The following is a 26,135-nucleotide window of genomic DNA, read 5'->3' as shown; positions in this document are numbered from 1 at the left end:
TTTATTACTGGAAATACACAATTCAGTGAACTCAAATTGTTGTCAATGCCCTACAAAAAGTTACAATAGAGAATGGTGTCTTTAATTAGGAATCAAAAAAACTGTAAATGGCTAAAAAAAGCATGATTGAGCGCGAGAAAAAGCGCCAAAAGCTTGTTACAAAATATGCACAAAAGCGGGAAGCTTTAATTGAGCAGTTTGAGCAAGCAACTTCACAACGCGAGAAGTTGGAAATTCATCGGCAAATTCAACAGCTACCACGTAATAGTGCTCCAACACGTTTACATAATCGCTGCTGGGTGACAGGGCGTCCTAGAGGAGTCTATCGGGATTTTGGTCTATCTCGTCACGTATTGCGCGAATGGGCGCACCAAGGATTACTTCCTGGAGTTGTCAAATCTAGCTGGTAATAGCACAACGGGGAATGATAAAGCGTGAAAAGGGTTAAGGGTGAAAAACTCTTAACTCCTAAAACCTGCTCCCCGATCCTTGTTTCTTTATTGACCACAACAGCGATCAATACCTAAACTATCTAAAAGGAGGTCGCTGACTGCATTAGCGATCGCAAACTCACCATAAAAACTTTGCGAAAAATCAAAAGCTTGCATTTCAGTCACAATCGCAAGCACCAGCGAACCTAAGTCATTTTCGCCTTCCATTCTTTGTCGGACAAAGATTTGAGCAGCACGTTGGGCAATTTGCTGATTAGCTGGTTCTGGTAAAAATTCTTCATCAAGCCACCGCTGCAAAACCTGTTGCAACCACTCTCCTTCAGTTTGCGGGTTTTCTGCTGGAGGCAGAGTAATCGGTGGAATTGGCTCAGACATGATAACGCTCGGCTGAAGAATAGTTAGTCGATTATTCAAGCATTATTTAGATTCTAAAGTAATACCAAGCGTCCCAAACTTCAATGTTGGTGGCAGAGAAGGTAATTGAATAAGAATATTTATGCGCTTCTCTTAAGAAAGGTACGATGTTTAAATATATTTACGTATAGTACAGGTTGACTTGTTGCTTACGCTTCATGGAATATGATGTTTCTGCGATCATTGAGGGTTACGCTCAAGGCTATTTTCTGATGGCTGATGAAGCAAACGTCTTGAGATGGTATACTAGCCGCGATCGCACGCTAATTCCTTTAGATGAACGGTTTTGTTATCCTAAGTCATTACGACGAGTACTGAACTCTGAAAGATTTACTGTTACAGTGAACCGCGATTTCTCCGGTGTTGTCGCTGGGTGTGCAAATCGAGAACAAACTTGGATTTCTCCAGAGTTACAAGAAATTTATTGGCAACTCTACCAATCTGGTTGGGCTTATAGCTTTGAAACATGGCAAGGTGATGGGTTAGCAGGGGGAGTTTTAGGAATTGTTATCGGAGGAGCTTTTATTGGAGAATCCATGTTCTATCGCATCTCTGATGGCTCAAAAGTTGCACTTGTGAAGTTGGTAGAACGACTGCGCGATCGCCGTTTTGTCTTCTTTGATGCCCAGATGATGAATCCTCACTTAGAGCGGTTTGGTGCTTATCGAGTTAATCAGCGCGAGTATCAAGTACTGCTTAGGCAAGCACTCCAGCGACAGTGTTCTTTGATGTAAATTACATGACTACTTCTGCAGCAAAAGTCAGATAATTGCCATACATTGGCGATTTACTACTGACGAAAACGTGTTGGGAAACTTATTATGGGGAACTGACCTTATTGTTAGGATACAAGAGGTTTTTAGCTCTAGCTGGTACTGGGTATTTGAGTTGTTTAGCTATCTGGGCGATACTCAAGGCGTATTACTGCTAGCAGCGTTGACATTTTGGATTTCTGATCGGCGACTGACCTATAGTTTAGTTGGCATTGTTGTCTTTTCCATGACTATTGACTTAGTTATTGGAACTTTAATCGGATTACCGCGCCCAGAAGATCCACGCATTATTGTCTGGAAGGATGAGTTCACATCCTCTTTCCCCAGTGGACATACTGTACTTGCAACCTCAATGTGGGGAATGCTAGCAACTTTGAACTGGATGCCGAAAATGATTGTAGCGATCGCTGTTGCAGGTGTTATGCTATCCCGCTTGTACTTTGGCGTTCACTATTTAGGAGATGTGATTGGTGGTGTGTTGATTGGTGTAGTACTTACCGTTGCTTACTTACGGATGTTACCAACGCTGGAAGATTTTTTGACTAGGCGATCGTTCAAATTTTTTCAATTTTGGGGAGGTTTAATATTTGTTGCAGTGCTTGTAGCAATTCCCTTTGCCGGAGATTCAGCAAGAGTTTGGCACGTAATGGGAACGGTTGCGGGTTTTATTGTTGGTGGCTTGACTGAATATCGTTATATTCGATTTTCTCCTACACCAATTTCGCGTACTGGACAATCATTTAAGCTATTGATTGGACTAGGTGTGTTGATTCCACTTTTATTAGTTCCACTATTAGTTGACGATCAGCTGGTGCTAGAAGGGTTACTGTTCTTTGCTGCTGCATTATGGACTTTGCTGTTTGCACCAATAGTATTTGCTTGGATGCGACTTTCAGCTACACCTTTAACAAGTAGGCGCGTGCGCTAACTGACTTTCGTCTCTGTTACTAACGTCAAGCTGTACCATTCACCTTTTTCGTTGTAACGACGGATAATTCTTTGACGCCGACCTGAATCAATTAGCCAACCGAGTTCCAAAAAAAAGGCTTGTCCAATGCGGACGTGTTGAGGAGAAGCAGCAGAAGCGCCATCGGGAAGAAGTAATACTTGATTCCACTGCGAACCTGTTTCAAACGATAAAATTGAGCCTGAAATTTTTCCAGTCGAACTGATGGTATGCTGCGAACCTTGCTGAATAATACTCAGGTGTTGCACAAGTTGGGTGTCGCTTGTTTTTTCTACACGTAACTTGGTGGGATAAGTATCAGCAAGCCCGTCTGGATATCGCGTTACAGCTTCACCATGCCATTCTCCAACTAAGTCCTCAACCTTCAGCACTGGGCGTTCTGGTGTTGTCGCATCAGGAAGTTTCTCGCGAATTAAGGTAATTCTATCGAGGTTTCCAGTTTTATCAAACAACTGTACTAAGCGTAAGCGGCGATCGTCAACAATCAAACCGTGTTCTGCACCAAACTCTGCATAGGGAGCAAGTTGGATCGAACCTTGAGAAAAAGCCCCATTTTCAAAAAATAAAATCTGCTTCCCTAATGTGCTGTATTGTAAAACTTTCTCGTCTACAGTTTGATTGGGTAAAGTACGCCGAATAATTTGGCGCATTACCTGATTATTGTCGATCCCCTCCAAGGAAACGACAGTCGGAGTATCTTCAAGTAAATCTCCTTTGGGTGAAAAACGAGTAAATGAACCCTGCCATTCACCAACGTTTTGTAGTAAACATTCCCACTGCGATCGCATACTTCAACTTGATGATTGCTTTTCCTTCATCATGTTATCTTTAGTCGTAATCTTCCTGAAATTCAACTTAAGTTTGATAGCTACAAAATAACATCACTCCAGATAGCTACTCAAACCATACCAACTAACACAGTGCTCTGTTCAAAGCTAGTCTTCTTGCTCAAGCATTGCTGTATAATCACTCATTCCTAATTCAGCAAGTACACGATCTTCCTCAGCAAAAGTCGCAAGGTTAGCCAAAGTGGGGTCATTATTGCCTTGCCCCACAATACGCGCTAAAGCATCCTCAGCTTCCTTAGACACGTACCACCACCCAGGACACAGCACATGATCTTGTGCTTGAATCGCTTTAAGTTGCTCAACAGCACGATGTGACCTCATATTCCCTAATCCATAACAGCACCAAAATCGAACAACAGGGGATAAGTCCGAAACATGCTCAAGCAATGCACTTTCGGCTTTGTGGTAGTATATCTGTCCAGAATTTTGATCAAATAACATTCCAAGTGCCTCTGCCGCCTGACCACGCACATTCTCCACCTCGCTAAGATCTCCTAGTATTTGAATAAAGGTGTCAACAAACTGAGGGTTATGCATCCAAGCCAAAGCATAAAGCGCAAGTTCTCTCCTATGTGGCGGCTGTTTTGATCTCGCAAACTGAATCAGAGATAGAATGCTCTGTTCGTGGTATTGTTGGGAAAGTAACTTAGCAGCCTCGACAGCATCTTCATCAGAGGCTTGGCTCAATTTCTCAAGAAGATTTTGCCAATCGAGTTGTTTCATCACAATTTGGAATTGATTTGCCTTTGCTTCACCGACAATTTGGAAATACTGCCTAGTTAAACCCCGAATTGTTGCTTAAGCTTGAACATCAGCCGATAACTTTAGTGTATTAGTGTAGTGCTTCTATCCATTGCCTTGTAGCACGACTGTGTATCAACCAAGATCCCATCCCAATAGAAAGCAATTGAGCGAAACTCTATTATCCAAATGATATTTATCTTGAGAACAAGCGAGAATAGAGAGAATCGAGGCTTGATAAAATGAAAATGAGAAAGTTAGCGGAAAAAAGCGAGTTATAATTCCATGCCTTCTGAAGTTGTTGTTGAAAAACAAAAATTAAAAAATCCTCCGTTAGATATTCGATACTTAGGCGATCGCGCTTTACGCCAGTCAGCTAAGCGAGTTGCGAAAGTCGATCAAGAACTCCGAGAACTTGCTAAAGAAATGCTGCAAACAATGTACAGTGCAGATGGTATTGGTTTAGCAGCACCGCAAGTAGCACTCCAAAAACAAGTCATTGTTATCGATTGCGAACCAGACAACCCAGCTAATCCACCACTAATTTTAGTGAATCCAGCGATTAAAAAACTAAGCCCAGAACTGTGCGTGATGCAAGAGGGATGTTTGAGTATTCCTGGCGTTTATTTGGATGTTGTACGTCCTCAAGTTGTTGAGATTAGCTACAAGGATGAAAACGGGCGTCCTCGGACATTACAAGCTAATGAGTTACTAGCGCGTTGCATTCAACATGAAATCGATCACCTCAATGGAGTATTATTTGTTGATCGAGTAGAAAATCAAATCGCACTGAATGCTGAGCTATCAAAGCACGGCTTCTCAGCAAAAGCTGTTAAACCATTCGCTTAGGAAAATTACAAAATGAATACAATGACCCCTAAAAGTGGGCTGTTTCTTGGTGGCTCATGTATAGCAGCGATCGCGGCAGTAGGTTCAGTGTTTGAACTTTCTTCTGGGCAGCCAGATTTAGGAGTAACTGTGACAAGTGTTATTCTAGCAATGAGTATTCCTCTAACTGGCTTTTTGTTTTATGCAGCGGTGCGTGATACCAATGCTGCAAACGGTAAGTAGAAGCCTTAGGCAATTTAGGTAGCATCCTCAATATAGATAAGCTCACTACTGATGTAGTAGTGAGTCAACTATGGCAATTTTGATCGCAGTCAGTCATAACTGCTGTATGCTGTTGCCAACACCGTATTCCAACTCATGACCGGACAAGACACTGAGGGATTTTTGCAGCAATTACCTCGTAATAGTGTAGGGGAAACAGATATTGATCGCCGCTATCCCCTCTCTAGAACTCAAGAGGTTGTTGTTGGGCGCGACCATAGTTGTCAAATCATACTAGATTCTAGTATTTATGGCATGGTATCTCGCCGTCATGTAGTTTTCCGACCAATGTTGAATAGTGGCATTCAGCGACGTTGGCTTGTCTGTGACTTGAATAGTGCTAATGGTACTTACGTCAATGGGCGTCGTTTGGAGCGATGTCAGGAGTTACGCGCAGGCGATCGCATTACGCTGGGATATAACGGTGCTGAATTTGTTTTTGAGTATACAACTCACATACAACACACACTACAATCTGCACCAGAAGAAACACCGCAACTCATTGAGACGTCATCCTCAGAGCACTCAGTCAGTTTTACTCAGCTATTTCCCATTGCAACTACGGCAAAGGACTTAACAAGTAAGGCATATCTCATTCCAGGAGTACTAACGGTTATCTTTGTTGTTTTGATGTTTGCCACGGTAGGCAGACCTGAAACAGCATATTTTAATCAGATACTTGTTGCAATCTACCTTGCGGGTGCTGCGTATTACTTCATTTATCAGCTTTGTGGTAAGCGTAAGCCTTGGTGGGCAATTTTAGGAGTCGCAATCGCTTCTCTTCTAATTTTACTAAGTCCTATTTTACCGTTATTTATTTTTGTTTTTCGTAGACTACTTCCTGGTCAGATTCCTTTAACTGCTGAATCCGTAAGTTTCCCTGAACTATTGATACGGATGTTTTTTGGTGCTGGGTTGATGGAAGAACTGCTTAAAGCGTTACCAGTACTTTGGGCTTACATCATCGGAAGACGTTTGCAATCTCCGTGGCGAGAACGCATTGGTATTGCAGAACCGTTAGACGGAATCTTACTAGGTACAGCTTCCGCAATGAGCTTTACTTTGGTAGAAACACTGAGGCAATATGTTCCAGAAATTACTCGCAGTGTCGCCGATCAGGGTGGTGTGGGTGAACTTGTTGGTTTCCAACTATTGATTCCTCGAATATTAGGATCAATAGCTGGACATATGGCTTACAGCGGCTATTTTGGCTATTTCATTGGCTTAAGCGTGCTCAAGCCACGTAAGCGCTGGCAAATTCTAGGAACAGGGTATTTGAGCGCTGCGGTACTTCATGCGTTGTGGAATACTACAGGACTTCTTAGTGGTTTACTTCTAGCAGTTGTTGGTGTTGTTTCGTATGCATTTTTAACAGCAGCAATATTAAAGGCGCGGGTACTTTCACCAACGCGATCGCAAAACTTTGCTACTCGGTTTGGAAAACGCTCGTAAAATCTTCGGTAATCTCAACCTGATGGCTGAAGCAATAACTGTGCGTCGAAAACAGACCAGGTTTTGTTAATGTTGCTGTCCATTGGTATAAGGACTGTGTGCTAGTTTCGTTTGTGCTAAAGCGTAACGGGCGATCGCCAAACTTGCTTTTGCTTGTTCAATTTCTGACAACTCGTCCCACTTATGCTGTTGCACGTAACTAATAACATTTTCAGATTCTTGCTTTGCGTTGCGTGTAGCAGATGCGAAAGGGCGAGCTAGTACTAGCAAATCTTCTTCAACTAAACTTGGGAGTAAACCACGAACGCAGTCTACCAATTTTTCTGCTAGCGGACTTTGAGTATGGCAAACTTGTTGGGCTTGACAAGCGATCGCTTCTAGCCAACTTTGAGGCACGAAGGCAGTGAAGTGGAGTTGCCAATCTCGCTTACAGCCAACGTTAGGAAAATTATTCCTCTTGGGTGTTACTTTATACCAAACTTGCTCTAGCTCTGAGTAAAAGTGTTGCGAACGTCTTTTAATTTCTTCTTCTGACAATGATTCAATCGCAAGTTGATCTTGTTCTTCAAAATAAATCGCTGCTTCTGGATCTGCAGGATTCCATGGATAGGTAGCATTTTCTGATGATAAAAGTGCTTCTAATAAATCCAATTGCGCTGGTGAAGGAGTATATTGACTCTCATCTTGCGCTGGATTGAATTCTTGTGCCATGGTAGAACTCCTGAAATACATTGACAGAAAACTGCTGGTATGTCTAGCTACACTTGCTTCGTAGCCCTTTCCGTAATTGGTGGAAAGAGCTACATTGTCTATGTTGTAATTTTATTTATCTTCAACAAAATCAAATATTTAAATTTTAGAACTATCAAACTTTAACTATGTTTTTAATGTCAAAGGGACTTCCTGATGATGGATCTTTTACTAACCTTTGGTAGATAATAATAGTACGCCAAAATGAGAAATCTTTCGTAAGAAATAGATCAAACTTGCTTTTTCCTTTGCTTACAATCAAGCAAAAAATCAACGTGCTGCTCTTATAAAAGAGTAACTAGATCCTCGTAATGTCAGTAGCCAGCAAATGTACTGTCATCCTTTGCTAGGCATGAATAACCAGAAATAGTTCATGAATCAAGTCAGGAAATTGGAATAAGGACGTTTATGTAATTGTTGCCAACAATCTCAATCCTACTTTCTTGTTAGTGACTTAAATACATTTAAATAAGTGGTCATAATCGTTGATCGCACACTTATATACTGGGTAATGGTTGTTACTTCACTGACCATTGATCTATTAACTGATAACAGCCCTCAAGTTACATTTATTTTTACCTACTCACTTAGGTTGCAACCATATAAGGAAGCGATCGCGTTTTCTTACCTAGCGAAGAATCCTTTTCACTTTTTTTCAGTAATGTTGAGACTGGAGCATTGTTTGAGAGATTCTTAAGGAGTGGACGTTGTTGGGTTAGTTGAAACAGGGCAAGAATTGCTTTTTGTTTGACCTAGAGTTTTTTCAACACTCGGTAGCAGTGTTGTTTGATGAATCCATCCTTCTTGTCCTAATTGAATCAAGGGGGAAGTTGTATTTTGCTGTAATTGCCTAGAGTTGGGGCTGACGTCGATTTCTGCGGTATTATCACTAACGCAAAGAAATTTTAGCCTGAGTAGATCTCCTTGTTGAAGGTTTTCTTTTCTACTAGTTACTTTCAAGATTCCGTTTGTAGGAACTTGGGCAATTTGAGATTGTGAGGTGGAAGCGGCGATCGCACTTGGATTTTGCTCAAGATCAATTTGGCGATTAATTTGTACTAAAGTACCAACTGATAGCGTGCTAGCTGCAACAGATTGAGTTATCGGTGGTTCTGTGGGTAATGCGACTGGGGATGGCACTGTTGGGTAATTTAGTGGTTGCTTTGTGCGATTAAGTCCTAATAAAAAATAAGCAAGCAATCCTCCACCCGTCAACAGCAAGATAGCTCCGAGTAACATCGGTAGCAAGAGACGTTTAATTGAGTGCGATTGTCGCAATTTATCGGAACTTGAAGGGGTAAGATTGACTGTAGCATCTTGTTCTGTACGATATGCGATCGCTTTTGTTGTGTTGTCGCGCTCCTGAAAATGAACAACATCCTCAAATAAAGTAATAGATAGCGGTATCGCTGGCTCAGAGTATTCAACTTTACAACCTACAAGCGCAACAGTAACATTATCGTGTCCATTTTGCGTGTTACCAATTTCGACTAATCGTGCAACGGCATCTGCTTCCTGAATATTGCCATTGATTGCAGGTAAAATTGCGGTATCCCAATACTCTTCTACGCGATCGTAGTCGCTTAAACCATCAGAACATAGCAAAAAAATACAGTCTTCATCAAGTACAAACCGTTGTACAGTTGGATGTAATGCTGTTGAAGAACTCATTCCTAGAGCTTGTACCAAAGAACCAGACGATGCTTGTGCTAAAGCATTGCGATAAAGTGAATAGCCCAAACGTACCTCACGAGAAGCCACATCATCATCTAAGGTCAACTGATGGCAACCTGTGCGAGTAATCCAGTAAGCGCGACTGTCTCCTACGTGCGTAATATACATTTCATGCGCACGCTCTACTGCCATAACTAGTGTAGTTCCCATACGCTGACGACCAAAGCGATGTTCGTTATCGTTGCGCTGGCTAATGCGATCATTAGCAAGTCGGACAAAACGTTCTAAGTCGTTAGTAAGTGCTGTGGCATCTAAGTTGATATCATCTAATGGCAGTTGTTTGACTTGTTGTAATACATCTACTGCCAACTGCGAAGCAACATTACCTCCTTCATGACCACCGATTCCATCACAAACTATCACTACTGCTGGTTTTGGTGATGTTATTGTATTACCACTGGCAGGGTAACATGCATCTTCATTGCGTTGCCGAGTAGGTCCAGGATCTGTGTAAGTGCTAATGACTAATTTTCGAGCTTGCGATCGCCCTAGTTCGGCAATACCTCGATCCAATGCTGCCACAAGAGCATCTGTACTTAAGACTCCCTTCAACATAGAACAGCATAATTGATTGAGAAACTCAACAATATTTGGTCGTGCTTGGTCTACTAACTCTAGCCATAACTGACCTAATTCGGCTATGGTTGGTTGAGAATCCTGATCTGCTCGCAGTTGTAATAATCGTACCAAAGAGCCTTCCACACGCAGTAGCTGTAGATCCAGTAAACTAGACACGACTCCTTCACTGCTGAGAGGTTGCCACAATTGCGCAATTTGCCATAGCCAATGTAATTGTCGTAGTGATGTTGCATCTTGCCAAGCATCATATAGCGTTGGTAGCAATTGTCCTGCCAGAGGTGTTGCTTGAGAATAAACCGGCGCTTCTAACAAGAATATGTCACAATTAGCCTGTCCTGGCAAAAAACCATATACTTGAGGAATCTGAAGGCGGTAGGGAATTAACCTTAAATAGGGTTTTGTTGCGGTCGTAATTTCATACTGCTGTGTTTCCGGTGGTAAGCCTGGCTTGGTGTCAAGAAATAGTCGCTTACTTTTCAGCAAATACCGCTCAGCGGCAATTTCTCCAACTCGATACTCTTCAATACCCGATCCTACTGCCCACAGGTAGAGTTTAGGTATAAATGTACCGCATTGCTGGCAATACTTATCACTTTCATTATTGGCAGCTTTGCAGTGTTCGTTTGGACATTGGAGCCTTGCTGCTTCATTTTGCATAGTTTTCGCACCAATCAGCCATTGAGAATTTTGTACAGCAGTCCTACTATTACAAACTGATTACTCTCTAAATTGCCACATCAAGAGCTTCATGCAAAATTTCTCTGTCTCTGGTATTCTGCTGTCGAACAATTTTCACGATCTGAAATTTCGATATTTTGATACAATTTTTCTAATTATAGGATAGGCTTTTCTCGCACGATACCTGAAATTCTTAATTAATCTTGGTTATTACCTTAGTCATTATTCGTTTATATTAAGTGAAGCTGAATAGTATTAGTTTCCCATAATAAAGACTTTGATTTGCCAAATATAGTTTCTTGTTCTTACTTTATAAAATAATACATTAGCTAATTATTTTCTTAATAATATATCTGTTAATTTACTTGCTGTCTATTTTTTTTCAAGTAAATATTCATTTCAGCCCAACATTGTCATCATTGCAATAAGTATTTTAATCAAAAGAATAGAACATTCTTAATCTCAATCGAAAATACTACTTTCCAGTACTGAAAAGTAGCCTTATTCTACCTAATGCTATGTATGAGCTTGATTAAGTTAAGACATTTGAGCTGAAGGTGAGTGATTAAGAATAAAGTAAAATTGACTACTAATAGCAATGGTTTATGACTCATGTACAATTATTTTATTCTAGTAAAAGTTATATATAAATAGGAAAAAATAGCGCTAGAAACCAAATAAAAACAGCACTTTTTATAATTAAGTGAGCGTAATTGTTGATCGCCCATTTCATGCTGGTTAATAGTTAATTGTTACTCTATTGACTATTGACCATTAACCAATAACAATATTTAAGTTACGTTTATTTTCACCCGCTTACTTATATATCAATTTATGTCGCTGGAAAGATGCGATCGCCTTTGTTGTTCTTTAATCTGTAATAAAAATTAGTTTAATGTAAAGTTACTCTTCTAAATTTATGGCAAACGAACAAGAAAAAGATACTCATCGTGCCGTAAACCCTGGCGATGTTATTTCCGAGCAACCCGAAACGATAGAAGAAAAATCTCAGCAGCTTGCGGTAGATTCTCCAGATATTACTGGAGATCATATTGAAGTTCCTGCGTATTTTGTAGTAGATGAGCCAGATGGAGAAGAAAAGGCTCTACATCATGTTAAAGATGCAGAAGAAATTTCAGATGTAATCAGGCAAGCACGAGTTGACGAAGAAGGCGACCGTAAGTGGTGGTAAACTTATACAACAGCTTACGTTATTAAGTCCTTCATGACTAGCTTGAAAGGTTAACGAAATAATCCAGGGAGCGAGATACTATCCCTGGATACTAATTTTATAGCAATACACTGAGAGTTCACTATCTTGACAGCGATCGTCAGTGTGGACTTTCAAGTTGAACCTTGTGCTTTATAGTACTTTACAGGACAGCTTACTTGCTATCATCAGATGCAACTTGCGGAATACCCATACTGTAATTAACAACGCGCCCTTGAAGATTGTAGCCGATTTGACCACTTTGCAAGAGATGACGGATAAAATGCTCTAAATCTGACCCAATCCGGCGAAGATTGTAATCAGTTAAGTCGGCACCACTATAAGACTCTACTAAGTCATCAAACTTGCGGTACACCTGTTGGAGAGCATCTTCATTCCAGTTGAATTCGTTATCTGGGTCTACATCCAGTGTCAGAACTTGGTTACTAGGCACTAGTTCACCATCTTTATCCACTTCAGCAGAAAAGATGCGTACATGGCGGGTTGTGGACTTAAGAAGCTGATCTTCCATAGGTGGATGATTTAACAGAGGAATCACACTGAACTCATTTTAGACCGGATCTGCATAAGTTTATGCCCATAATTTCAGCGATTGCGCTTTTCTCAGCGCCAAAGGCGATCGCGCTTAACGTGAAATCATTCCTGTTTGGCGGGCATAGGCAAAAATGCCACCTGCATCAATAACCGGTCTAACTTCACCTAAAGACTTAAGAACGTATACTTTATTCAGGGAATGATTAGTAATTTGATTTTGGTCAAAGTCAATCGTGACCTCTTGACCAGTCTGAAACTCATCGCACAGACGTTCTACTGATTCCCAAGGGTAGAGTTCACCCGTAGCTGCACAATTACGAAAAAAAATCCGTGCATAAGATTGTGCTACAACTGCTTTAACACCGGAAGCACCCAAGGCGATCGGTGCGTGTTCTCGCGAAGAGCCACAACCAAAATTTTCTCCTGCCACGATAATTGGATATTCTGTCTTCGCTTGCCCTGGAGTAACAAACTTGCCATATCGATCAGGCAATCCAATTAAAGCATAACTTCCTAACTTCTCGTACTCATCAAGCTTAGAAGGGACTAGTGTTAAGTACTCTGCAGGAATAATCTGATCCGTGTCTATATTATCGTCAACAACAAAAATTTTACCTTGAATGACTTTACTCATTGGTAATCTCCTGTAACTTCGCATAATGCTACTTTTCCAAAATAGCAATAAAGAGAGAATAGTAAAAAAAAATCTCAGTATTTCTGCGTTACTTACTACATTCTGATTAGCAAATTTTTAACATTAGATCAACCTAATTTTTGTTTAGAGCAGCTTACAATTGTACTTCGGTTTAAATTTCCTCTATATATTTCTTTAATAAGGAATTTATTTTCTAAGTTGCCCAGGTGTTAATAAATACAAGCGTGCCAACGGAACTTGTCTGCTAAGTGAAACTTAGAAACCATTGGCACCGTCATATATAAAAAATTAGACAACTCTTACAAACTCCTTACAGAAACTTTATTGTATTTCAGCTTAAAGGCTGAATAATAGTGATTGACCATATTGATCTTAATTCTCCGGTTTTTAAAATTTGTCAAGAAAAGTTAAAGTGAGGTAGCTGAGATTTATTTATCTGTGTCGAAAATAAACATCCTTAGATTAAGACCGATATATCAGTTATTTACTTAATTACTACAAAAAATTGGATATTTAAAAGTATGAAATCTAATGCAATACCACCCCAACAAAGCAAAGTCGAAGTCGGCGTTTACGAGTGCAACGTCCAGCTCAAATTTCGACTGATTGAAGAAAAATGTGTTTTACGTAATCGCGAAGACTTACTAGAGTTGCTGATCGAGGCGTTTGCTAGTGGGGAGGATGAGTATATGGAACCTTTGCAGGCACACGTAGAAGCACAAGAAATTTCTGAGCTAGAAGCCTCGCCGCAAATGCGCCGTCAACTGATGCGGTTGAGGAATTCATCTGATTTAGCGTAGAAGCATCTTTTTTTTCATAAAGTGTTGACAAAATCACGCTAAGCTCGCTATTCTAATAAAAGTGCAAATCAGACGCCCCCATCGTCTAGAGGCCTAGGACACCTCCCTTTCACGGAGGCGACGGGGATTCGAATTCCCCTGGGGGTATTTAAAGCCCAGTTAAAAGGCGTTAAAATAGTGTTATTAAGGCGAAGTGTACCTTACGATATATAGGTAAGGGAAAGATTAGGGATGCATCTGGCAATTCTGTTTCCCTAACCTTGATTTGCTTACTTATTTTCAAGATTTAAAAAGTAAATAGTTCTGTGACTCTTTGATGAATAGCAATCAAATTTGTTTGCATATCTCTACTTAAACGGCGCTCAATGATCGAAATTGGCATGGTACGCTTTGGTAGAACCCGAACAATGTACTCTAGAGCCGTTCCTGCTTGATTCGCAACCAAACAAGGCTCCAAGCACCAACTACCAGAGAAGTCTTTGAAGTCACCTTCAACCATTTGAAAATTGATTTCTTGAGGAAACTTTTCTTCTAGGTCAAGAATCACTCGTGCGGAGAAGTTGAAATTAAGCAAGCGCTGGGTACCAACTTGCTCTAGACGAATACCACCTGTGGGATGTTCAAGGCGATGGCTACGAGCTAAATTTGGGATAAAGTCGGCTAATGTCTCATAGTCGGTGAGGACTTGCCAGACTTGCTCGATTGAATGAGGAATTTGAATACGAGCAGAAATTCTACGGTGTCGCTCAGCCAAGCGCTCAGTTCGCACTTCCACCGCCTGTAACAATGCTTCTATTGTTCCCGAACTTGTCGCATTGTTGATCGCAGCGGTATTTGAGACTAGTTCCAGGTTAGGGTCGTGTTGAGTCACTGTTGTTCTAAGTTTGAGCTTGGTTCAAAGTTAATGGTAGCGTCAGCGTAAAGCAAATTTCACTACTGCCAGATTGACTGACAGTACTAGAAACGGCGATCGCACCATCAATGTGTTGTACTAAACACTTTACCAGAGCCAGCCCTAAACCAGTGCCTTGAATTGCTTGTTGGGTCACACCTTGACCGCGACGAAACTTATCAAAAATGTGGGTAACATCCTCTGCAGCAATACCAGGACCATGATTAATTAATTGTAGGACGATCTGATTATCTTGATGCCGTGCGTTGATAATCACTGTAGAATTGGGTTCAGAATATTTGCCAGCATTGGTTAATAATTCTTGTAGAATACGATGCAAACTTTCAGCATCAGTTTGGAGTAGTAGAGGTGTTTTAGGAAGATTTACACTGAAAGCTAGTCCTTTATCTTTCCACTTGTCTGCAAACAAACACGCGATATGCTCAAGTTGAGCGGCAAGATTGACTGTTTCTACATTCAAGAGTGCTTTATGCGATTCAAGTTCCTGAAGTCTGAGGAGATCGTTAATTAAATTGATTTCTTGAGAACACTGTTGCTCTAAAATATCCAAATACTTAGCTTGCCGTTCTGTGGGTAATCCAGGTTGACGTAGCATCTTAATTGCTAAGCTCATACTAGTTAACGGCGTTCGTAGTTCGTGATTCATTGTACTCACAAACTCATCCTTCAACTGATTGAGTTGCCGCAACTGGTCAATTTGCTGGCGAGTTTTTTCATATAATTTTGCCTGAACTTCCAAGCTGCGTTGTAGTTGAGCCGTGCGTTCTTCTACTAAAGATTGGACTTGGCGCAGAGTTTGGCTTTGAATAATCGCAGTACTGATTTGAGTGCTGACCAGTTCGAGTAAAGCTAGCTCGTCTTCTTGCCAAAGATGAGCGCATGAATGCTGTAATACAATAAATCCCAGCACGGTACCCTGATTTTCTAGTGGTAGCATGGCTAAAGATTGCCAAGAGTGAACATCAAAGACATCAGGAGTTTCTTGCTGGTAGTTCAGTTGAGAGAACTTTTCTTGACTATTAATAACAATTGGTTGGGGAAAGTTTAGTAGTCCTTGCTGACACAACCAACTTTCCGAAAGCGAGAACTGGTTGATAGAACTACGACTCGTCGCTAAGTCGGTATGACAGCCTTGCCATTCACTGACAACTGTAGCTATGGCTTGAGGAATTTTCTTCTGCCGCTGACGGACTTTGAATAAAGGATCTGCGTACTTTAAAGTAAGAATACAACCGCGATCTACTTTGAGTGTTTGAGCTGTTTGGGAGAGTGCTAGCTGAAAAATACGATCTAAGTCTAAGGAACTGCGGCTAGCCATTGTAATTTGGTTGATCAATGTTTGATATTGTGCTGAAGTTGTGACTTGCTGCTGTAAAGAAGCGATCAACCGATTTTGTAAGATTTGAGTAATGGCGATCGCTACCGATGTCGCCACAGCCAAAGCACTTGCTTGTTCTTCCTCACTCCAATGATAAGGTTGTGCCCGCAGAAAACTGATAACACCGCCGATTTTACCTTCACACCAAAGCGGTATACCTAAAATTGCTCCTACTTCAAGTGGTAGCTGTGCTGTGAAATTAGGCATTGCTGCCTTAACATCGTCAAATACAAATGGGCGGGATGCATACGCCAATGCGAATTGTTGTAGTGAAGATAATAATGGTTGCTGGGGAACTGTTAAATTCTCATTCGAGCACCAATGACCAACTATCTGAGCTGTATCTTGCTCGTCAGCTGTCGTGATAATACTACACCAGTCTACCTGAAAAGCCTCTCCTAGAATTTGTGCTATTTTCGGTAGCCGCGTTTCGTTATCAGAGCCATTCAAGATAATCTGATTGATTTGTTCTCCCAGATGGGCGGATTCTATTTGATGCTGCATCAATCTAACTGAATATTTTTGCGAGCAATTAGTTTCATCTGGGCAATGAGATTGCGACGATAAAAGCGGCTTCATTTTTGACTTGCTCTGTTGTAGTAGTCGCACAGATTGACAGAACGATACTTTAGACATCCCTTGATTTTTATGCTTAGCAATACACTATTGACTGTTGCCCATGAATGAGTTGACACAATTGCTCACCTCACAGCTAATACTTTCCTATTTAGGATGCCCCTACTGAGAAAGATGTAGACAACGAATAATTAAAAAACATAGAAGAATTGATGAAACCAATGCTGAGAATTTATTGCTCCACAATATCCTGCCTGCAGCTATAGAGAATCAGTAGATTCGCTGATTATGAGCAACTATTTAATCAGAACCAACTAGCTAAAATGCTTATGAGAAAATGTTTCTCCCTCAGATATGTAAAAACTTTACATAAATTTTTAGATAAAGTTTTTCCGTGAAATTTTAGAGCGGCGGGAAGTATATTGCCCGCCACTATCTATGAGTTACTAAAAACTTCAAGCTATTCTCAGTAGAGTACTACATAGGTAAACTCTTCATGCTAATGGGAACCAAATCTCCGTAGGTAGTTAACCCCAATAGCATAGGTTCTTGTGGTTGAATTGATTGTCCTGTAATCACACAGTGTTCTTCTTTCTGAGCTGTTGCTGCAATACTAGCTCGGATATCAGCTGGTGAGTGCACATAGTCACTAGATTTCTGCTGTACGTATTTCCACAGAATATCTCGGATCAACGCTTGATAACCTTGATTACCAGCGAGTTCTTTGAGGCGATCTTTTAGTTCTTTTTCCAAGCGAATGCTGGTGACTTCCATTTCTGTAGTTGCAGTACGTGTGAGTGTATGCATTTTTTCTCCTGAAATATCTAGACAGGTTAGTAATACAAGTGTAGTATGTTTAAAGTAATGTTCAAATATCACGCTCAACTGTAGGCATCCAGCTTGTAGTTTTTTGCGGTATGCGCCAAGATTAGGCTGTGTCATAACAAAGTTCGTCAAGCCCTCCACGCAAGAGAAAGCTTCCTGTGAAACGTACCGACTCTACTTCTGTTTCTGTGGTTTTTACCCTAGGTGTTGATCTGTGGGAGATAAAAGCTATTGAACTCAAAAGATTAGGCACAGGTAGCAACTTTGTCCAAAAAATAAGAGGCGATCGCTTAGAACATTGGCAAGCTAGAAAAGTTAAGGGTGAAAATTTAGCAGATTTGTGTAATGTGCTATTAACTGCACTACAACTAAAGAAGCTGAGCGGGAGGTGTAGATGGCACGTTATACCTACACAAAGATAAAAGGATTTAAAGGTCTTTCCCAGCCCCTGCTTCTCGCGTACAGAAGTGGGGGTTTTTTATATAGGAGCTAGGTTATTATGATCGTAAATCAAGTATTAGACCAGTCAGTAGTTGTATTTTCCAAAAATTATCTTCCGATCAGTAAAGTTAACGTCCGACGAGCTGTTCAACTATTAATTGCAGGTAAAGCTGAAGCACTAGATTTAGTTCAAGAGACAAGCTGGTTCGTGCGATCGCCAAGTATTGTACTTGCAGTTCCAGCTTATATTCGACTAACAGTCGCCAGTGTCGAACGAATTTGGAAAGTTCCGCCAGTCAATCGGCGCGAAGTGCTGCGGCGCGACAACCATACCTGTCAATACTGTGGCAGCCGCAAACATTTGACACTCGATCATGTCCTTCCAGTATCTAGGGGTGGTTTACACACTTGGGATAATGTCGTCACGGCTTGCGAAAGGTGTAACCAACGTAAAAGCGATCGCACTCCTCTTGAAGCTGGTATGCCTCTACACACTAAACCAAAAGCACCAATGCACCCCACGGTTGCTTTTGCCGAACATTTTTGGCGATCTGAGTCGTTTCCACCTGAAATAGGAGGAACTTCAAAGCACAATGCTGAAACTAACATATCTTGATAGTAATTTCTGTTTAGAGTACTTAACGCAACCACTAGAGGAATGGGTAGCACTGCGAGTTACTTTGGCACTCCGAGTCGGTAAACGCATTTGTATTGAACCTAGCATGGCTTCGTTTTTATTACCTGCTGATTTACCAGGGTTGGATTCTCTAGAAACTGAGGCTCGACGCTTCAAAGAGGATACAATTACGCTGTGTGCTTGTGACGCAGAGTATATCGAAGTCTCTCTTCAAGGTACTTGGCTAGCATCCGATACAGAGACTGAAGAAGGTATTTTTGTGACTACTTTGTCTTATGTAGTTGAGTGTTTACTATTTAAGCTTTGGCAAGAAGCTCAAATGAGCGCAACTGTTGTGGGAGAGTAAAAGTATTTGAGATGCGATCGCATGAGAGTGCTGCGCTCTGCGCAATCGCTTTAGAAGCACTGCGGCTTATTGAATCTAAGCCCTTAGATAGGGTATGCACTATATTCCACGATCATAAGCTGAATGTATGTTCAGTTATGTCATGCGAGAAAGTAGATATGTCTAGCGGTCATGCCAATCATAAAGGTACTTCTGACAAACCTAATACAAATGCTGAAGGTGTCATGGATATTGCTGCGGACAAAACCGTCGATCCTGAAGATCTTCTACCCGAAGGAGCTACAACAAATACTACCAGAACTCAAGAATTTGTAGATCATCCTCCTGCAACGCAACGTCCCGCAGAAGAACCGAAATAATATTTTCTGCATTTGTGATGAGGTGAATTCGAGGATAGGTAGTTATTCGTGAACGTAGTAGCTGAAAGTAGAATACCGCAATTACAAAATTGTAGCTCTACTTTCAGTTGAAAAAATGTCAATAAATTCTCACTTATTTGTGATAATAATTGCGGTTAAAAACTTCAAATAATAATGCAGTTGAAAGTTACTTTTAATTATTTTTCAAGTACTCTTTAATAAAAAATGGCTGATATCAAATCATTAAAGCAAATCTCGGATACGATTTGGGAAATTCCTATCTCGTACAAAGAAGGTATGCGTGTTCCAGCGCGTATTTATGGAACGGAAAAATTAATCCAGGAAATGGACGATGCTGTTTACGACCAAGTTACCAATGTAGCAACACTGCCAGGAATCACTAAATATGCCTTATGTATGCCAGACGGACACTTTGGCTATGGCTTCCCTATTGGTGGAGTTGCGGCTATGGATGTCGAAAATGGCGGCGTTATTTCTCCCGGCGGTATCGGGTTTGATATTAACTGTGGAATGCGTTTGGTAGTGACAAACCTGACGTATGACGAGATAAAACCGTATGTTAAAAAAGTTGTCGATCGACTTTATGAGCGAGTTCCTGCAGGAGTAGGAAGCACTGGTTTTGTTAAAATATCGCGTAATGAATTTCGCAAAGTTGTTGAAAAAGGTGCACGATGGTGCGTTGAAAATGGTTATGGTTGGGAAGAAGATTTAGAACTGATAGAAGAACAAGGTTGTATTGCAGGTGCGGATGCTGCCAAGATTAGTGAAAAAGCAATTGATCGTGGTTTTAATCAAATTGGAACTTTAGGTTCTGGAAACCATTATCTAGAAATTCAGGTTGCTAAGAAAAAGGATATTTTTGATCCCGAATTAGCAGCAAAAATGGGCATTACTCAACCAGATCAAGTCGTTGTGATGTTTCACTGTGGTAGTCGTGGTTTTGGACATCAAGTAGCGACTGATTATCTGCAAGTTTTCCTTAAGGTGATGGAAAGCAAGTATGGCATCAAAATTTTAGATCGCGAGTTAGCTTGTGCGCCATTTGATTCGCCTGAAGGACAAGCGTATTTTTCGGCAATGAAGTGTGGTTTAAATATGTCGTTTGCTAATCGACAAGTGATTTTACACCGGATTCGTGAGGTTTTTTCGGAGATTTTTGGGCGTTCCGCAGAAGATTTAGGAATGCATGTGGTGTATGACGTAGCGCATAATACGGCTAAACTAGAACGTCATGTTGTAGATGGTAAAAAGCGATCGCTTTTAGTACATCGCAAAGGTGCAACTCGTGCATTTGCGCCTGGAATGATGGGTGTTCCTGACAAGTACCAACATATCGGTCAACCAGTAATTATTGGTGGCAGTATGGAAACTGGTTCTTACTTGTTATTAGGTGTTCCTAGTGGTGCACAAAGTTTCTTTAGTACGGCGCATGGAAGTGGACGCACAATGAGTCGTACCAAGGCGCGAAAAACGTTTCGTGGTGAAAAACTGCAAAAAGAGATGCAAACGCGGGGTATTTATGTCCGCAGTACCTCTTTGTCGGGATTAGCCGAAGAAGCTGGAGGCGCTTACAAAGACGTTGATGAAGTTATTGAAGCCGCAGAATTAGCAGGAATTAGTAAAAGAGTGGTGCGCTTTACGCCAATTGGAAATATTAAAGGCTAAGCAAATTTTGATTTTTAGCAAGCTGCAATAAAAACAGAAATAAGCTATGGAACTGCGCATTCCGCTGACAGTAATTACAGGATCGTTAGGTAGTGGTAAAACTACCCTCTTACGTCATATTCTCAACTCAATTCCTCGCAAAATTGCTATTTTGATGAATGAGTTTGGTGAAATTGCGATCGATAGCAAAGTTATTCAAGGTAAAAATGTCGCAATGGCGGATTTAGGTGGCGGATGCGTTTGTTGTTCGCTACTCGGAGAATTTGAAGCAGCAGTTGACGAAATTCTTGAGACAGTTCATCCTGAGATGATTGTGGTGGAAACAACAGGTGTCGCAGAACCTGATGCGTTAGTATTTGATATTCAAGAAAGTTTAACTAAAGTCCGATTGGATGGTGTAGTGACTGTTGTTGATGCAGATGCAATGGTGAAATATCCAAGTATTGGTCACACAACACGAATGCAAATTGAAGCCGCAGATACCATATTACTCAATAAAGTCGATTTAGTCACAGAAGAACAGTTGCAAACAATCGAAGCAAAGTTACATTTGTATAACGAAGTCGCCGAGATTCTGTACACTCAGCGCTGTCAAGTCGATCCAGATTTATTATTTGGAATTGCTAGAGAACGAATACAACCAGAACCGCATCATGTTCATCAACCTGAATTTGATTCGTTTAGTTATAAAACACAGGCTACTTTAAAGCTAGAATGTTTTGAGGAATTTGCTGATAAACTGATAGAAAAAAATGTGTATCGAGCAAAAGGATTTATAAAATTTGTTGACCAAGTTTATTTATTTAATTTTGTGGCTGGACGCTGGGATTTAGAACCATTTGAGCAAGATGCTACAGAGTTAGTTTTTATTGGTAGACAGGTTAAAGAATATCAAGAAGAAATTATTGATCAGTTAAAAATGTGTGAGCAGTAATATGCCTTATGAGTATTTGGAAGATATCGCGATCGCAGACATTGCTTTTCGAGCTTGGGGAAAAGATTTGGAAGAACTGTTCATTGCTGCGGGTGATGCAACAATTAATACAATGATTGATAATATTGATGCGATCGCCCTCCAAGAAACTCGCCAATTCAACTTGAATAACGAGGCATTAGATATGCTGTTGTTTAACTTTCTCCAAGAATTTATTTACTACAAAGATAGCGAATTACTACTGCTGCGTCCACAACAAGTTAATTTAGAAAAAGAAGCAGGAATACACCATCTTCAAGCAGTTACACAAGGAGAAAAACTCAATCCTAGTAAACATTATCAGCGCGTTGATGTTAAAGCTGTAACTCTACATCGTTTTCAATTAGAAAAAAGTGCTGATGGTTGGCAAGCTATGGTAATTTTGGACATTTAATAATAGGTAATAATTATAGTTTTTTCCAACTTTAGTAAACGAAAAGATTGATTAAATTTGCTATTTTAGTAAAATAGAAGAACTTATAAAATTACAGTCATTAAGCATCACATCGCTGTCATAGAAACCAAAACTATTACAATTCGCGTTAATGCTGAGGTAGCCCGCATTTTTGAGGAAGCTTCTGAGGAAGAGTGTCGGAAAATGGAGGCACTACTTAGCCTTAAACTCGGCAATGCAACTAGAAGTAAAAAAACTCTGGAAGAAGTGATGAGTGAGATTAGTCGGAATGCGCAAGCACGAGGATTAACCCCAGAAGTTTTAGAATCAATTTTAAATGATGAATGAAGTACGCTGCGTTTTTGATACAAATGTAATTATCAGCGCGCTTCTGTTTGAAAATAGTAAACCTGGGCAGACTCTTCGGTATGCTTTAGTAGACTGAGAAGTACTACTATCACTTGAACTACTAGAGGAATTGAATGAGGTATTAGGGCGCGAAAGCTTTAATCAGTATGTGACAAGCTAAGAACAAGAGGAATTTTTAGAAGCTTTAGTAGAACGGGCAGTTCTAGTAGAAATAACTGAGAATGTGCAAGAGTGCCGCGATCCAAAAGATGATAAGGTTTTAGTATTGGCATTGAACGGAGAAGCCCAGTACACAATTACTGGCGACAAAGATTTGCTTGTATTACATCCATTTCGGAGTGTGATAATAATTACAGCAGAAGAGTTCTTAAAGACAATTGAGCATGAGTAGCAGCTGATATTTAGAGTTAAGTTAGCATGAGGTTATTGATGAGGAGATTGCTGCTACTTCATTAGAGAATGAACTCGTATGAATGCGATGTCTATCCGTAATCCTGTTCTATTGCTTCATGGTCGAATTTCTAGCCACCTGCAAATGAGTAAATTAGCAGATTATCTTAGTCATTTAGGATGGCGTACCTATTCTCTTAGTTTTGAACCAAGCACTGGAGAATTAGGGTTAGAACATTGGGCGCGGCAGATTAAAGACTACATCAGCAAAAACTTTTCCCTAGATCAACCCATAGATCTTGTAGGCTTCAGTATGGGTGGACTTGCAGGTCGATATTATCTTCAGTGTCTAGGTGGAGTTGAACAGGTTCAACGTTTCATCAGCATTTCTACACCTCATCGTGGAACGTGGACTGCATATCTCTTGTCCCATTTGGGATGTTGTCAAATGCAACCAAATAGCCCATTGTTAAGGATGCTACATCGGCATATTGAATGCTTGGCATCTATCGATTGCACAAGTATTTGGACTCCCTTTGATGTAGTAATCTTGCCAGCTAGTTATTCAATACTTCCCATTGGTAACTCTGTGCAGATTCCTGTTCTTTGGCATGACTGTATGCCTTTTAATAACAGAGTACTACAAGTAGTTGCTGAGGCTCTCACACAGTAATATATTTGAAAATTGCCCATCACAGCAACGCTTGTACCGAACTAATGATCGCCTGCTTCGTTTTAGTTTAATCTGTTGCTAGTGAAGCTAGTCATTCCTTGTGTAGAGTTTTTTCTTACTGAGATTGAATTTATTAATATTCATACTTTATTTAATTTGTATATATCTAAGTTTGATGAATAAAAATCGTCTAATTAAAATTAGTAAATATCTCAGCAAGCATCTACGTCATCAACCGGAACGTCTTGGTTTAAAGTTAGCGCCTGGTGGCTGGGTTAAAGTAGATGAATTATTAATAACTTGTGCAAAAAATGCATTTCCGATTAGCCGTAGTGAGTTGAATGAAGTCGTTGCCAAAAATGACAAACAACGCTTTTCTTTTGATGTGACAGGTAATTTAATTCGAGCTAATCAGGGGCATAGTGTAGAAATTGACTTACAATTAGAACTTGCTATTCCTCCCAATGTGCTGTTTCACGGAACTGGACATAAAGCTGTAGATTTGATTCAGCAATATGGATTAAACAAAATGTCGCGACATCACGTACATTTATCAGCAGACATTGAAACAGCGCGTAAAGTTGGTGCTAGACACGGACACCCAGTTATATTTGCGATAGATGCAGCCGCAATGCAGCAAGCAGGTTACACTTTTTACTGTTCTGATAATAATGTTTGGTTAGTAGATAGTGTACCAACGGATTATTTACACCGCATCTAAATATTTGAACTTTTTAATAACCTCCTAAAATACCTCGCCGCTTCGCTTCAACTTCAGCCCGACGAAATATAACCAAACCTAAAATTAAATATCCTAATCCGTTGAGTAAGGCAAGCAAAATCTCAACAATGTTCAAACTTAAATTACGTGCCATTAAATCGCGGAGGATTCCTGCGCCCATTGTCATTGGTAACAGTAATCTTACAATCCCTAGCGTTCCACTCCAGGTTTCTGAGGGAATTGTAAGGAGAAATAATAATGCAAATTGTGTTAAGCCAAGTAGTTGTTGGATACGTTTAAATAGCAAAGCTAAAGAAGCCATGAGGAATGCTAAACCATAAGCACCGAATAAAACTGTCACGAGTGGCAAAATTAAAGTAGGAGGAAAATATAATCGTCGTCCTGTTAGTAAGAGAATTAGTAGTAAAATTCCTGTAATTATGACAAGATTGATAGTTAAACTTGCGATCGCTCGTGCCAAAAATACCCGCGATACACCATAGGGTGTCAGCATGACTTGCTCTAAAGTTCCCGTTTGTGCTTCAATTTGCAGGATACTGACAATACTCGTAACAACAAAAATTACCAAAGTCCACAGCACATATCCGACAACGATCGCATCAAGACGATCGCCAAATTGTAAATTAGGGCCTGCAATGTAACGGGCACTGAGAAATAAGCCATAAAATACGGATGTAATGATAAAAACTCCGGCGATCGCATCAACAGGATAGCGCGTAAACTCAATCCAACTGCGTTTGAGTTCAGCTAAAAATAGTTCAAGCATTACGGTTGTCTCGGACAATTTTGAGGAAGACTTGCGTTAAGTCAGCTTGTTGTTTGACTTGGATTAAAGGTAGAGGATTGAGAACAGCTAGAACTTGATATAAACCTTCTGAGGTTCCCTCGTAAATAATTCTATCGGCTTGGATGATGACACCTAGAGATTCTAGTTTACTCGTTTGTACGGAATCTAATTCACCCGCTATCTCGATGATATAAGTTGAACCCGAAAAGCGCCGGATAATTTCGCGAGTTGATTCTTCGGCTAAAATTTTGCCTTGTTGAATAATCGCAACTCGATCCGAAATTTCTTCTGCGACATCAAGTTGATGAGTTGTTAACAAAATCGCGCAGCCTTCACGCGCAATCTCGCGTACTAAAGTTTTGACATTTTGGCTTGCTTCCACATCTAAACCTAGCGTAGGTTCATCGAGTAACAACAACCGTGGAGTATGAACTAATGCAACTGCGATCGCCAACTTCTGCTGCATCCCCCGTGAAAGTGTTTGTACAGGGGCGCGGCGCTTTGATATTAAGTCAAATCTTTCTAATAATTGCAGTCCGTTTTTATGCGCTACACGGCGATTGAGTCCGCGCAATGTCCCGAAATACTCTAAGTTCTCTTCGGGAGTGAGTCGCCAGTAGAGATTGCGGTTTCCTTCTAAAACTGCACCTACCAAACGCAGCGATCGCGGATTGCGATGCGGATCAGAACCTGCAATTTTGACCGATCCTGCATCGGGCTTAATTAAGCCTGCAATCATTTTGATACAAGTTGTTTTTCCTGCGCCATTGGGACCCAGAAATGCGAGAATTTCACCAGAATTTATGTTTAGAGAAACGCCACGTACAGCTTCAATCAGCTTTTTACGTTGCTTGTAGGTTTTATGTAAGTTGTGAACTTCTAGGGCGATCAAGAGAGGGGTGAGGGGTGAGGGAATGTCTAAAGCTTT

General features: G+C 40.6%; 30 protein-coding genes, 1 tRNA gene and 1 pseudogene. 20 read left to right on the top strand and 12 right to left on the bottom strand.

The genetic code is table 11. The features are described 5' to 3' along the window. Positions 1 to 107 precede the first annotated feature (107 nt). Positions 108 to 410: a 30S ribosomal protein S14 gene (rpsN, locus tag IQ230_RS06675; protein WP_015189741.1), complete on the top strand. Its 303-nt coding sequence runs from the start codon at positions 108 to 110 to the stop codon at positions 408 to 410. A gap of 87 nt (positions 411 to 497) precedes the next feature. Here the strand turns inward: rpsN and IQ230_RS06670 are convergent, their stop codons facing one another. Beyond that, entirely contained in the window at positions 498 to 827 is a 330-nt protein-coding gene (locus IQ230_RS06670) for a hypothetical protein (protein WP_193931258.1), read from the bottom strand. 197 nt (positions 828 to 1,024) lie between these two features. On the opposite strand from IQ230_RS06670, the gene aat reads away from it, so the two are divergent. Beyond that, a complete protein-coding gene (aat, locus tag IQ230_RS06665) occupies positions 1,025 to 1,600 on the top strand; it encodes a leucyl/phenylalanyl-tRNA--protein transferase (RefSeq protein ID WP_193931257.1) in 576 nt (191 codons plus the stop codon). Positions 1,601 to 1,673: 73 nt separating this feature from the next. Continuing rightward, on the top strand, positions 1,674 to 2,567 hold the full coding sequence (locus IQ230_RS06660) for a phosphatase PAP2 family protein (protein ID WP_193931256.1): 894 nt from the start codon (positions 1,674 to 1,676) through the stop codon (positions 2,565 to 2,567). Here the strand turns inward: IQ230_RS06660 and IQ230_RS06655 are convergent. Continuing rightward, positions 2,564 to 3,394 carry a DUF3598 family protein gene (locus IQ230_RS06655; RefSeq protein WP_193931255.1) on the bottom strand — a complete coding sequence of 277 codons (831 nt, stop codon included), beginning with the start codon at positions 3,392 to 3,394 and terminating at the stop codon, positions 2,564 to 2,566. The genes IQ230_RS06660 and IQ230_RS06655 overlap by 4 nt on opposite strands. A 147-nt stretch (positions 3,395 to 3,541) precedes the next feature. Beyond that, positions 3,542 to 4,177, bottom strand: a complete 636-nt coding sequence (locus IQ230_RS06650) for a HEAT repeat domain-containing protein (protein WP_193931254.1) — start codon at positions 4,175 to 4,177, stop codon at positions 3,542 to 3,544. 303 nt (positions 4,178 to 4,480) lie between these two features. Here IQ230_RS06650 and def point away from each other — a divergent pair, with 303 nt between their 5' ends. The 3 genes from def (at position 4,481) to IQ230_RS06635 (ending at position 6,757) form a co-directional block, all read left to right on the top strand. Next, positions 4,481 to 5,044 (top strand): peptide deformylase, encoded by a 564-nt coding sequence (gene def, locus IQ230_RS06645; protein ID WP_193931253.1) that lies wholly within the window; start codon positions 4,481 to 4,483, stop codon positions 5,042 to 5,044. A gap of 21 nt (positions 5,045 to 5,065) precedes the next feature. Beyond that, complete coding sequence (locus IQ230_RS06640) at positions 5,066 to 5,266, top strand: hypothetical protein (RefSeq protein WP_228054651.1); 201 nt, start codon at positions 5,066 to 5,068, stop codon at positions 5,264 to 5,266. A 135-nt stretch (positions 5,267 to 5,401) separates the two neighbouring features. Continuing rightward, on the top strand, positions 5,402 to 6,757 hold the full coding sequence (locus tag IQ230_RS06635) for a PrsW family glutamic-type intramembrane protease (protein ID WP_193931251.1): 1,356 nt from the start codon (positions 5,402 to 5,404) through the stop codon (positions 6,755 to 6,757). A 66-nt stretch (positions 6,758 to 6,823) separates the two neighbouring features. Here IQ230_RS06635 and IQ230_RS06630 read toward each other — a convergent pair whose 3' ends face one another. Continuing rightward, complete coding sequence (locus IQ230_RS06630) at positions 6,824 to 7,468, bottom strand: hypothetical protein (RefSeq protein WP_193931250.1); 645 nt, start codon at positions 7,466 to 7,468, stop codon at positions 6,824 to 6,826. Between the two features lie 732 nt (positions 7,469 to 8,200). Beyond that, the gene (locus tag IQ230_RS06625) at positions 8,201 to 10,477 is read right to left on the bottom strand and encodes a protein phosphatase 2C domain-containing protein (RefSeq protein ID WP_193931249.1); all 2,277 of its coding nucleotides are present in this window, start codon (positions 10,475 to 10,477) and stop codon (positions 8,201 to 8,203) included. Positions 10,478 to 11,417: 940 nt separating this feature from the next. On the opposite strand from IQ230_RS06625, the gene IQ230_RS06620 reads away from it, so the two are divergent. Continuing rightward, positions 11,418 to 11,690, top strand: a complete 273-nt coding sequence (locus IQ230_RS06620; protein WP_099699300.1) for a hypothetical protein — start codon at positions 11,418 to 11,420, stop codon at positions 11,688 to 11,690. Between the two features lie 193 nt (positions 11,691 to 11,883). Here IQ230_RS06620 and ndhM read toward each other — a convergent pair whose 3' ends face one another. Both ndhM and IQ230_RS06610 read right to left on the bottom strand, forming a co-directional pair. Beyond that, a complete protein-coding gene (gene ndhM / locus IQ230_RS06615; protein ID WP_193931298.1) occupies positions 11,884 to 12,240 on the bottom strand; it encodes an NAD(P)H-quinone oxidoreductase subunit M in 357 nt (118 codons plus the stop codon). A 114-nt stretch (positions 12,241 to 12,354) separates the two neighbouring features. After that, entirely contained in the window at positions 12,355 to 12,897 is a 543-nt protein-coding gene (locus IQ230_RS06610) for a LeuD/DmdB family oxidoreductase small subunit (protein ID WP_193931248.1), read from the bottom strand. A gap of 542 nt (positions 12,898 to 13,439) precedes the next feature. Here IQ230_RS06610 and IQ230_RS06605 point away from each other — a divergent pair. Next, positions 13,440 to 13,718, top strand: coding sequence for an Npun_R1517 family heterocyst differentiation transcriptional regulator (locus tag IQ230_RS06605; RefSeq protein ID WP_193931247.1), 279 nt, complete (start codon positions 13,440 to 13,442; stop codon positions 13,716 to 13,718). Positions 13,719 to 13,792: 74 nt separating this feature from the next. After that, a tRNA-Glu gene (locus tag IQ230_RS06600) sits at positions 13,793 to 13,865 on the top strand. 139 nt (positions 13,866 to 14,004) lie between these two features. Here the strand turns inward: IQ230_RS06600 and IQ230_RS06595 are convergent. From IQ230_RS06595 to IQ230_RS06585, 3 genes are all read right to left on the bottom strand, one after another. Then, positions 14,005 to 14,589 (bottom strand): SRPBCC family protein, encoded by a 585-nt coding sequence (locus IQ230_RS06595; RefSeq protein WP_193931246.1) that lies wholly within the window; start codon positions 14,587 to 14,589, stop codon positions 14,005 to 14,007. Between the two features lie 7 nt (positions 14,590 to 14,596). Beyond that, complete coding sequence (locus IQ230_RS06590) at positions 14,597 to 16,513, bottom strand: GAF domain-containing protein (protein WP_193931245.1); 1,917 nt, start codon at positions 16,511 to 16,513, stop codon at positions 14,597 to 14,599. A 549-nt stretch (positions 16,514 to 17,062) separates the two neighbouring features. Then, positions 17,063 to 17,392, bottom strand: coding sequence for a ribbon-helix-helix domain-containing protein (locus tag IQ230_RS06585; RefSeq protein WP_193931244.1), 330 nt, complete (start codon positions 17,390 to 17,392; stop codon positions 17,063 to 17,065). Positions 17,393 to 17,568: 176 nt separating this feature from the next. Here IQ230_RS06585 and IQ230_RS06580 point away from each other — a divergent pair, with 176 nt between their 5' ends. The 11 genes and pseudogenes from IQ230_RS06580 to IQ230_RS06530 all read left to right on the top strand — a co-directional run bounded on the left by IQ230_RS06580 (position 17,569) and on the right by IQ230_RS06530 (position 24,399). Continuing rightward, positions 17,569 to 17,832 (top strand): hypothetical protein, encoded by a 264-nt coding sequence (locus tag IQ230_RS06580; protein ID WP_193931243.1) that lies wholly within the window; start codon positions 17,569 to 17,571, stop codon positions 17,830 to 17,832. A 77-nt stretch (positions 17,833 to 17,909) separates the two neighbouring features. Then, entirely contained in the window at positions 17,910 to 18,467 is a 558-nt protein-coding gene (locus tag IQ230_RS06575) for an HNH endonuclease (RefSeq protein ID WP_193931242.1), read from the top strand. After that, positions 18,445 to 18,834, top strand: a complete 390-nt coding sequence (locus IQ230_RS06570; protein ID WP_193931241.1) for an alr0857 family protein — start codon at positions 18,445 to 18,447, stop codon at positions 18,832 to 18,834. Before IQ230_RS06575 ends, IQ230_RS06570 begins: the two co-directional genes overlap by 23 nt. Before the next feature lie 158 nt (positions 18,835 to 18,992). Beyond that, positions 18,993 to 19,193: a hypothetical protein gene (locus tag IQ230_RS06565; RefSeq protein WP_193931297.1), complete on the top strand. Its 201-nt coding sequence runs from the start codon at positions 18,993 to 18,995 to the stop codon at positions 19,191 to 19,193. A gap of 225 nt (positions 19,194 to 19,418) precedes the next feature. Beyond that, the gene (locus IQ230_RS06560) at positions 19,419 to 20,879 is read left to right on the top strand and encodes an RtcB family protein (protein WP_193931240.1); all 1,461 of its coding nucleotides are present in this window, start codon (positions 19,419 to 19,421) and stop codon (positions 20,877 to 20,879) included. Positions 20,880 to 20,925: 46 nt separating this feature from the next. Continuing rightward, a complete protein-coding gene (locus IQ230_RS06555) occupies positions 20,926 to 21,813 on the top strand; it encodes a CobW family GTP-binding protein (RefSeq protein ID WP_193931239.1) in 888 nt (295 codons plus the stop codon). Between the two features lies 1 nt (position 21,814). Beyond that, complete coding sequence (locus IQ230_RS06550; RefSeq protein ID WP_193931238.1) at positions 21,815 to 22,246, top strand: archease; 432 nt, start codon at positions 21,815 to 21,817, stop codon at positions 22,244 to 22,246. 204 nt (positions 22,247 to 22,450) lie between these two features. Beyond that, the gene (locus IQ230_RS26445) at positions 22,451 to 22,594 is read left to right on the top strand and encodes a hypothetical protein (protein WP_228054643.1); all 144 of its coding nucleotides are present in this window, start codon (positions 22,451 to 22,453) and stop codon (positions 22,592 to 22,594) included. A 199-nt stretch (positions 22,595 to 22,793) separates the two neighbouring features. Next, positions 22,794 to 23,006: pseudogene (locus tag IQ230_RS26440) on the top strand (putative toxin-antitoxin system toxin component, PIN family); the annotation flags it as partial. 78 nt (positions 23,007 to 23,084) lie between these two features. Beyond that, positions 23,085 to 23,678, top strand: coding sequence for an esterase/lipase family protein (locus IQ230_RS06535; RefSeq protein WP_193931237.1), 594 nt, complete (start codon positions 23,085 to 23,087; stop codon positions 23,676 to 23,678). A 175-nt stretch (positions 23,679 to 23,853) separates the two neighbouring features. Next, a complete protein-coding gene (locus IQ230_RS06530) occupies positions 23,854 to 24,399 on the top strand; it encodes an RNA 2'-phosphotransferase (protein ID WP_193931236.1) in 546 nt (181 codons plus the stop codon). 13 nt (positions 24,400 to 24,412) lie between these two features. On the opposite strand, the gene IQ230_RS06525 is transcribed toward IQ230_RS06530, so the two are convergent. Together IQ230_RS06525 and IQ230_RS06520 are read right to left on the bottom strand one after the other, a co-directional pair. Further along, positions 24,413 to 25,186: an ABC transporter permease gene (locus IQ230_RS06525; RefSeq protein ID WP_193931235.1), complete on the bottom strand. Its 774-nt coding sequence runs from the start codon at positions 25,184 to 25,186 to the stop codon at positions 24,413 to 24,415. Continuing rightward, positions 25,179 to 26,099, bottom strand: coding sequence for an ABC transporter ATP-binding protein (locus IQ230_RS06520; protein ID WP_193931234.1), 921 nt, complete (start codon positions 26,097 to 26,099; stop codon positions 25,179 to 25,181). Before IQ230_RS06520 ends, IQ230_RS06525 begins: the two co-directional genes overlap by 8 nt. Between the last annotated feature and the right edge of the window lie 36 nt (positions 26,100 to 26,135).

It is taken from the genome of Gloeocapsopsis crepidinum LEGE 06123 (assembly GCF_015207655.1).
Lineage (GTDB): Bacteria > Cyanobacteriota > Cyanobacteriia > Cyanobacteriales > Chroococcidiopsidaceae > Gloeocapsopsis > Gloeocapsopsis crepidinum.
This window is presented reverse-complemented; position numbering and strand designations above follow the sequence as displayed.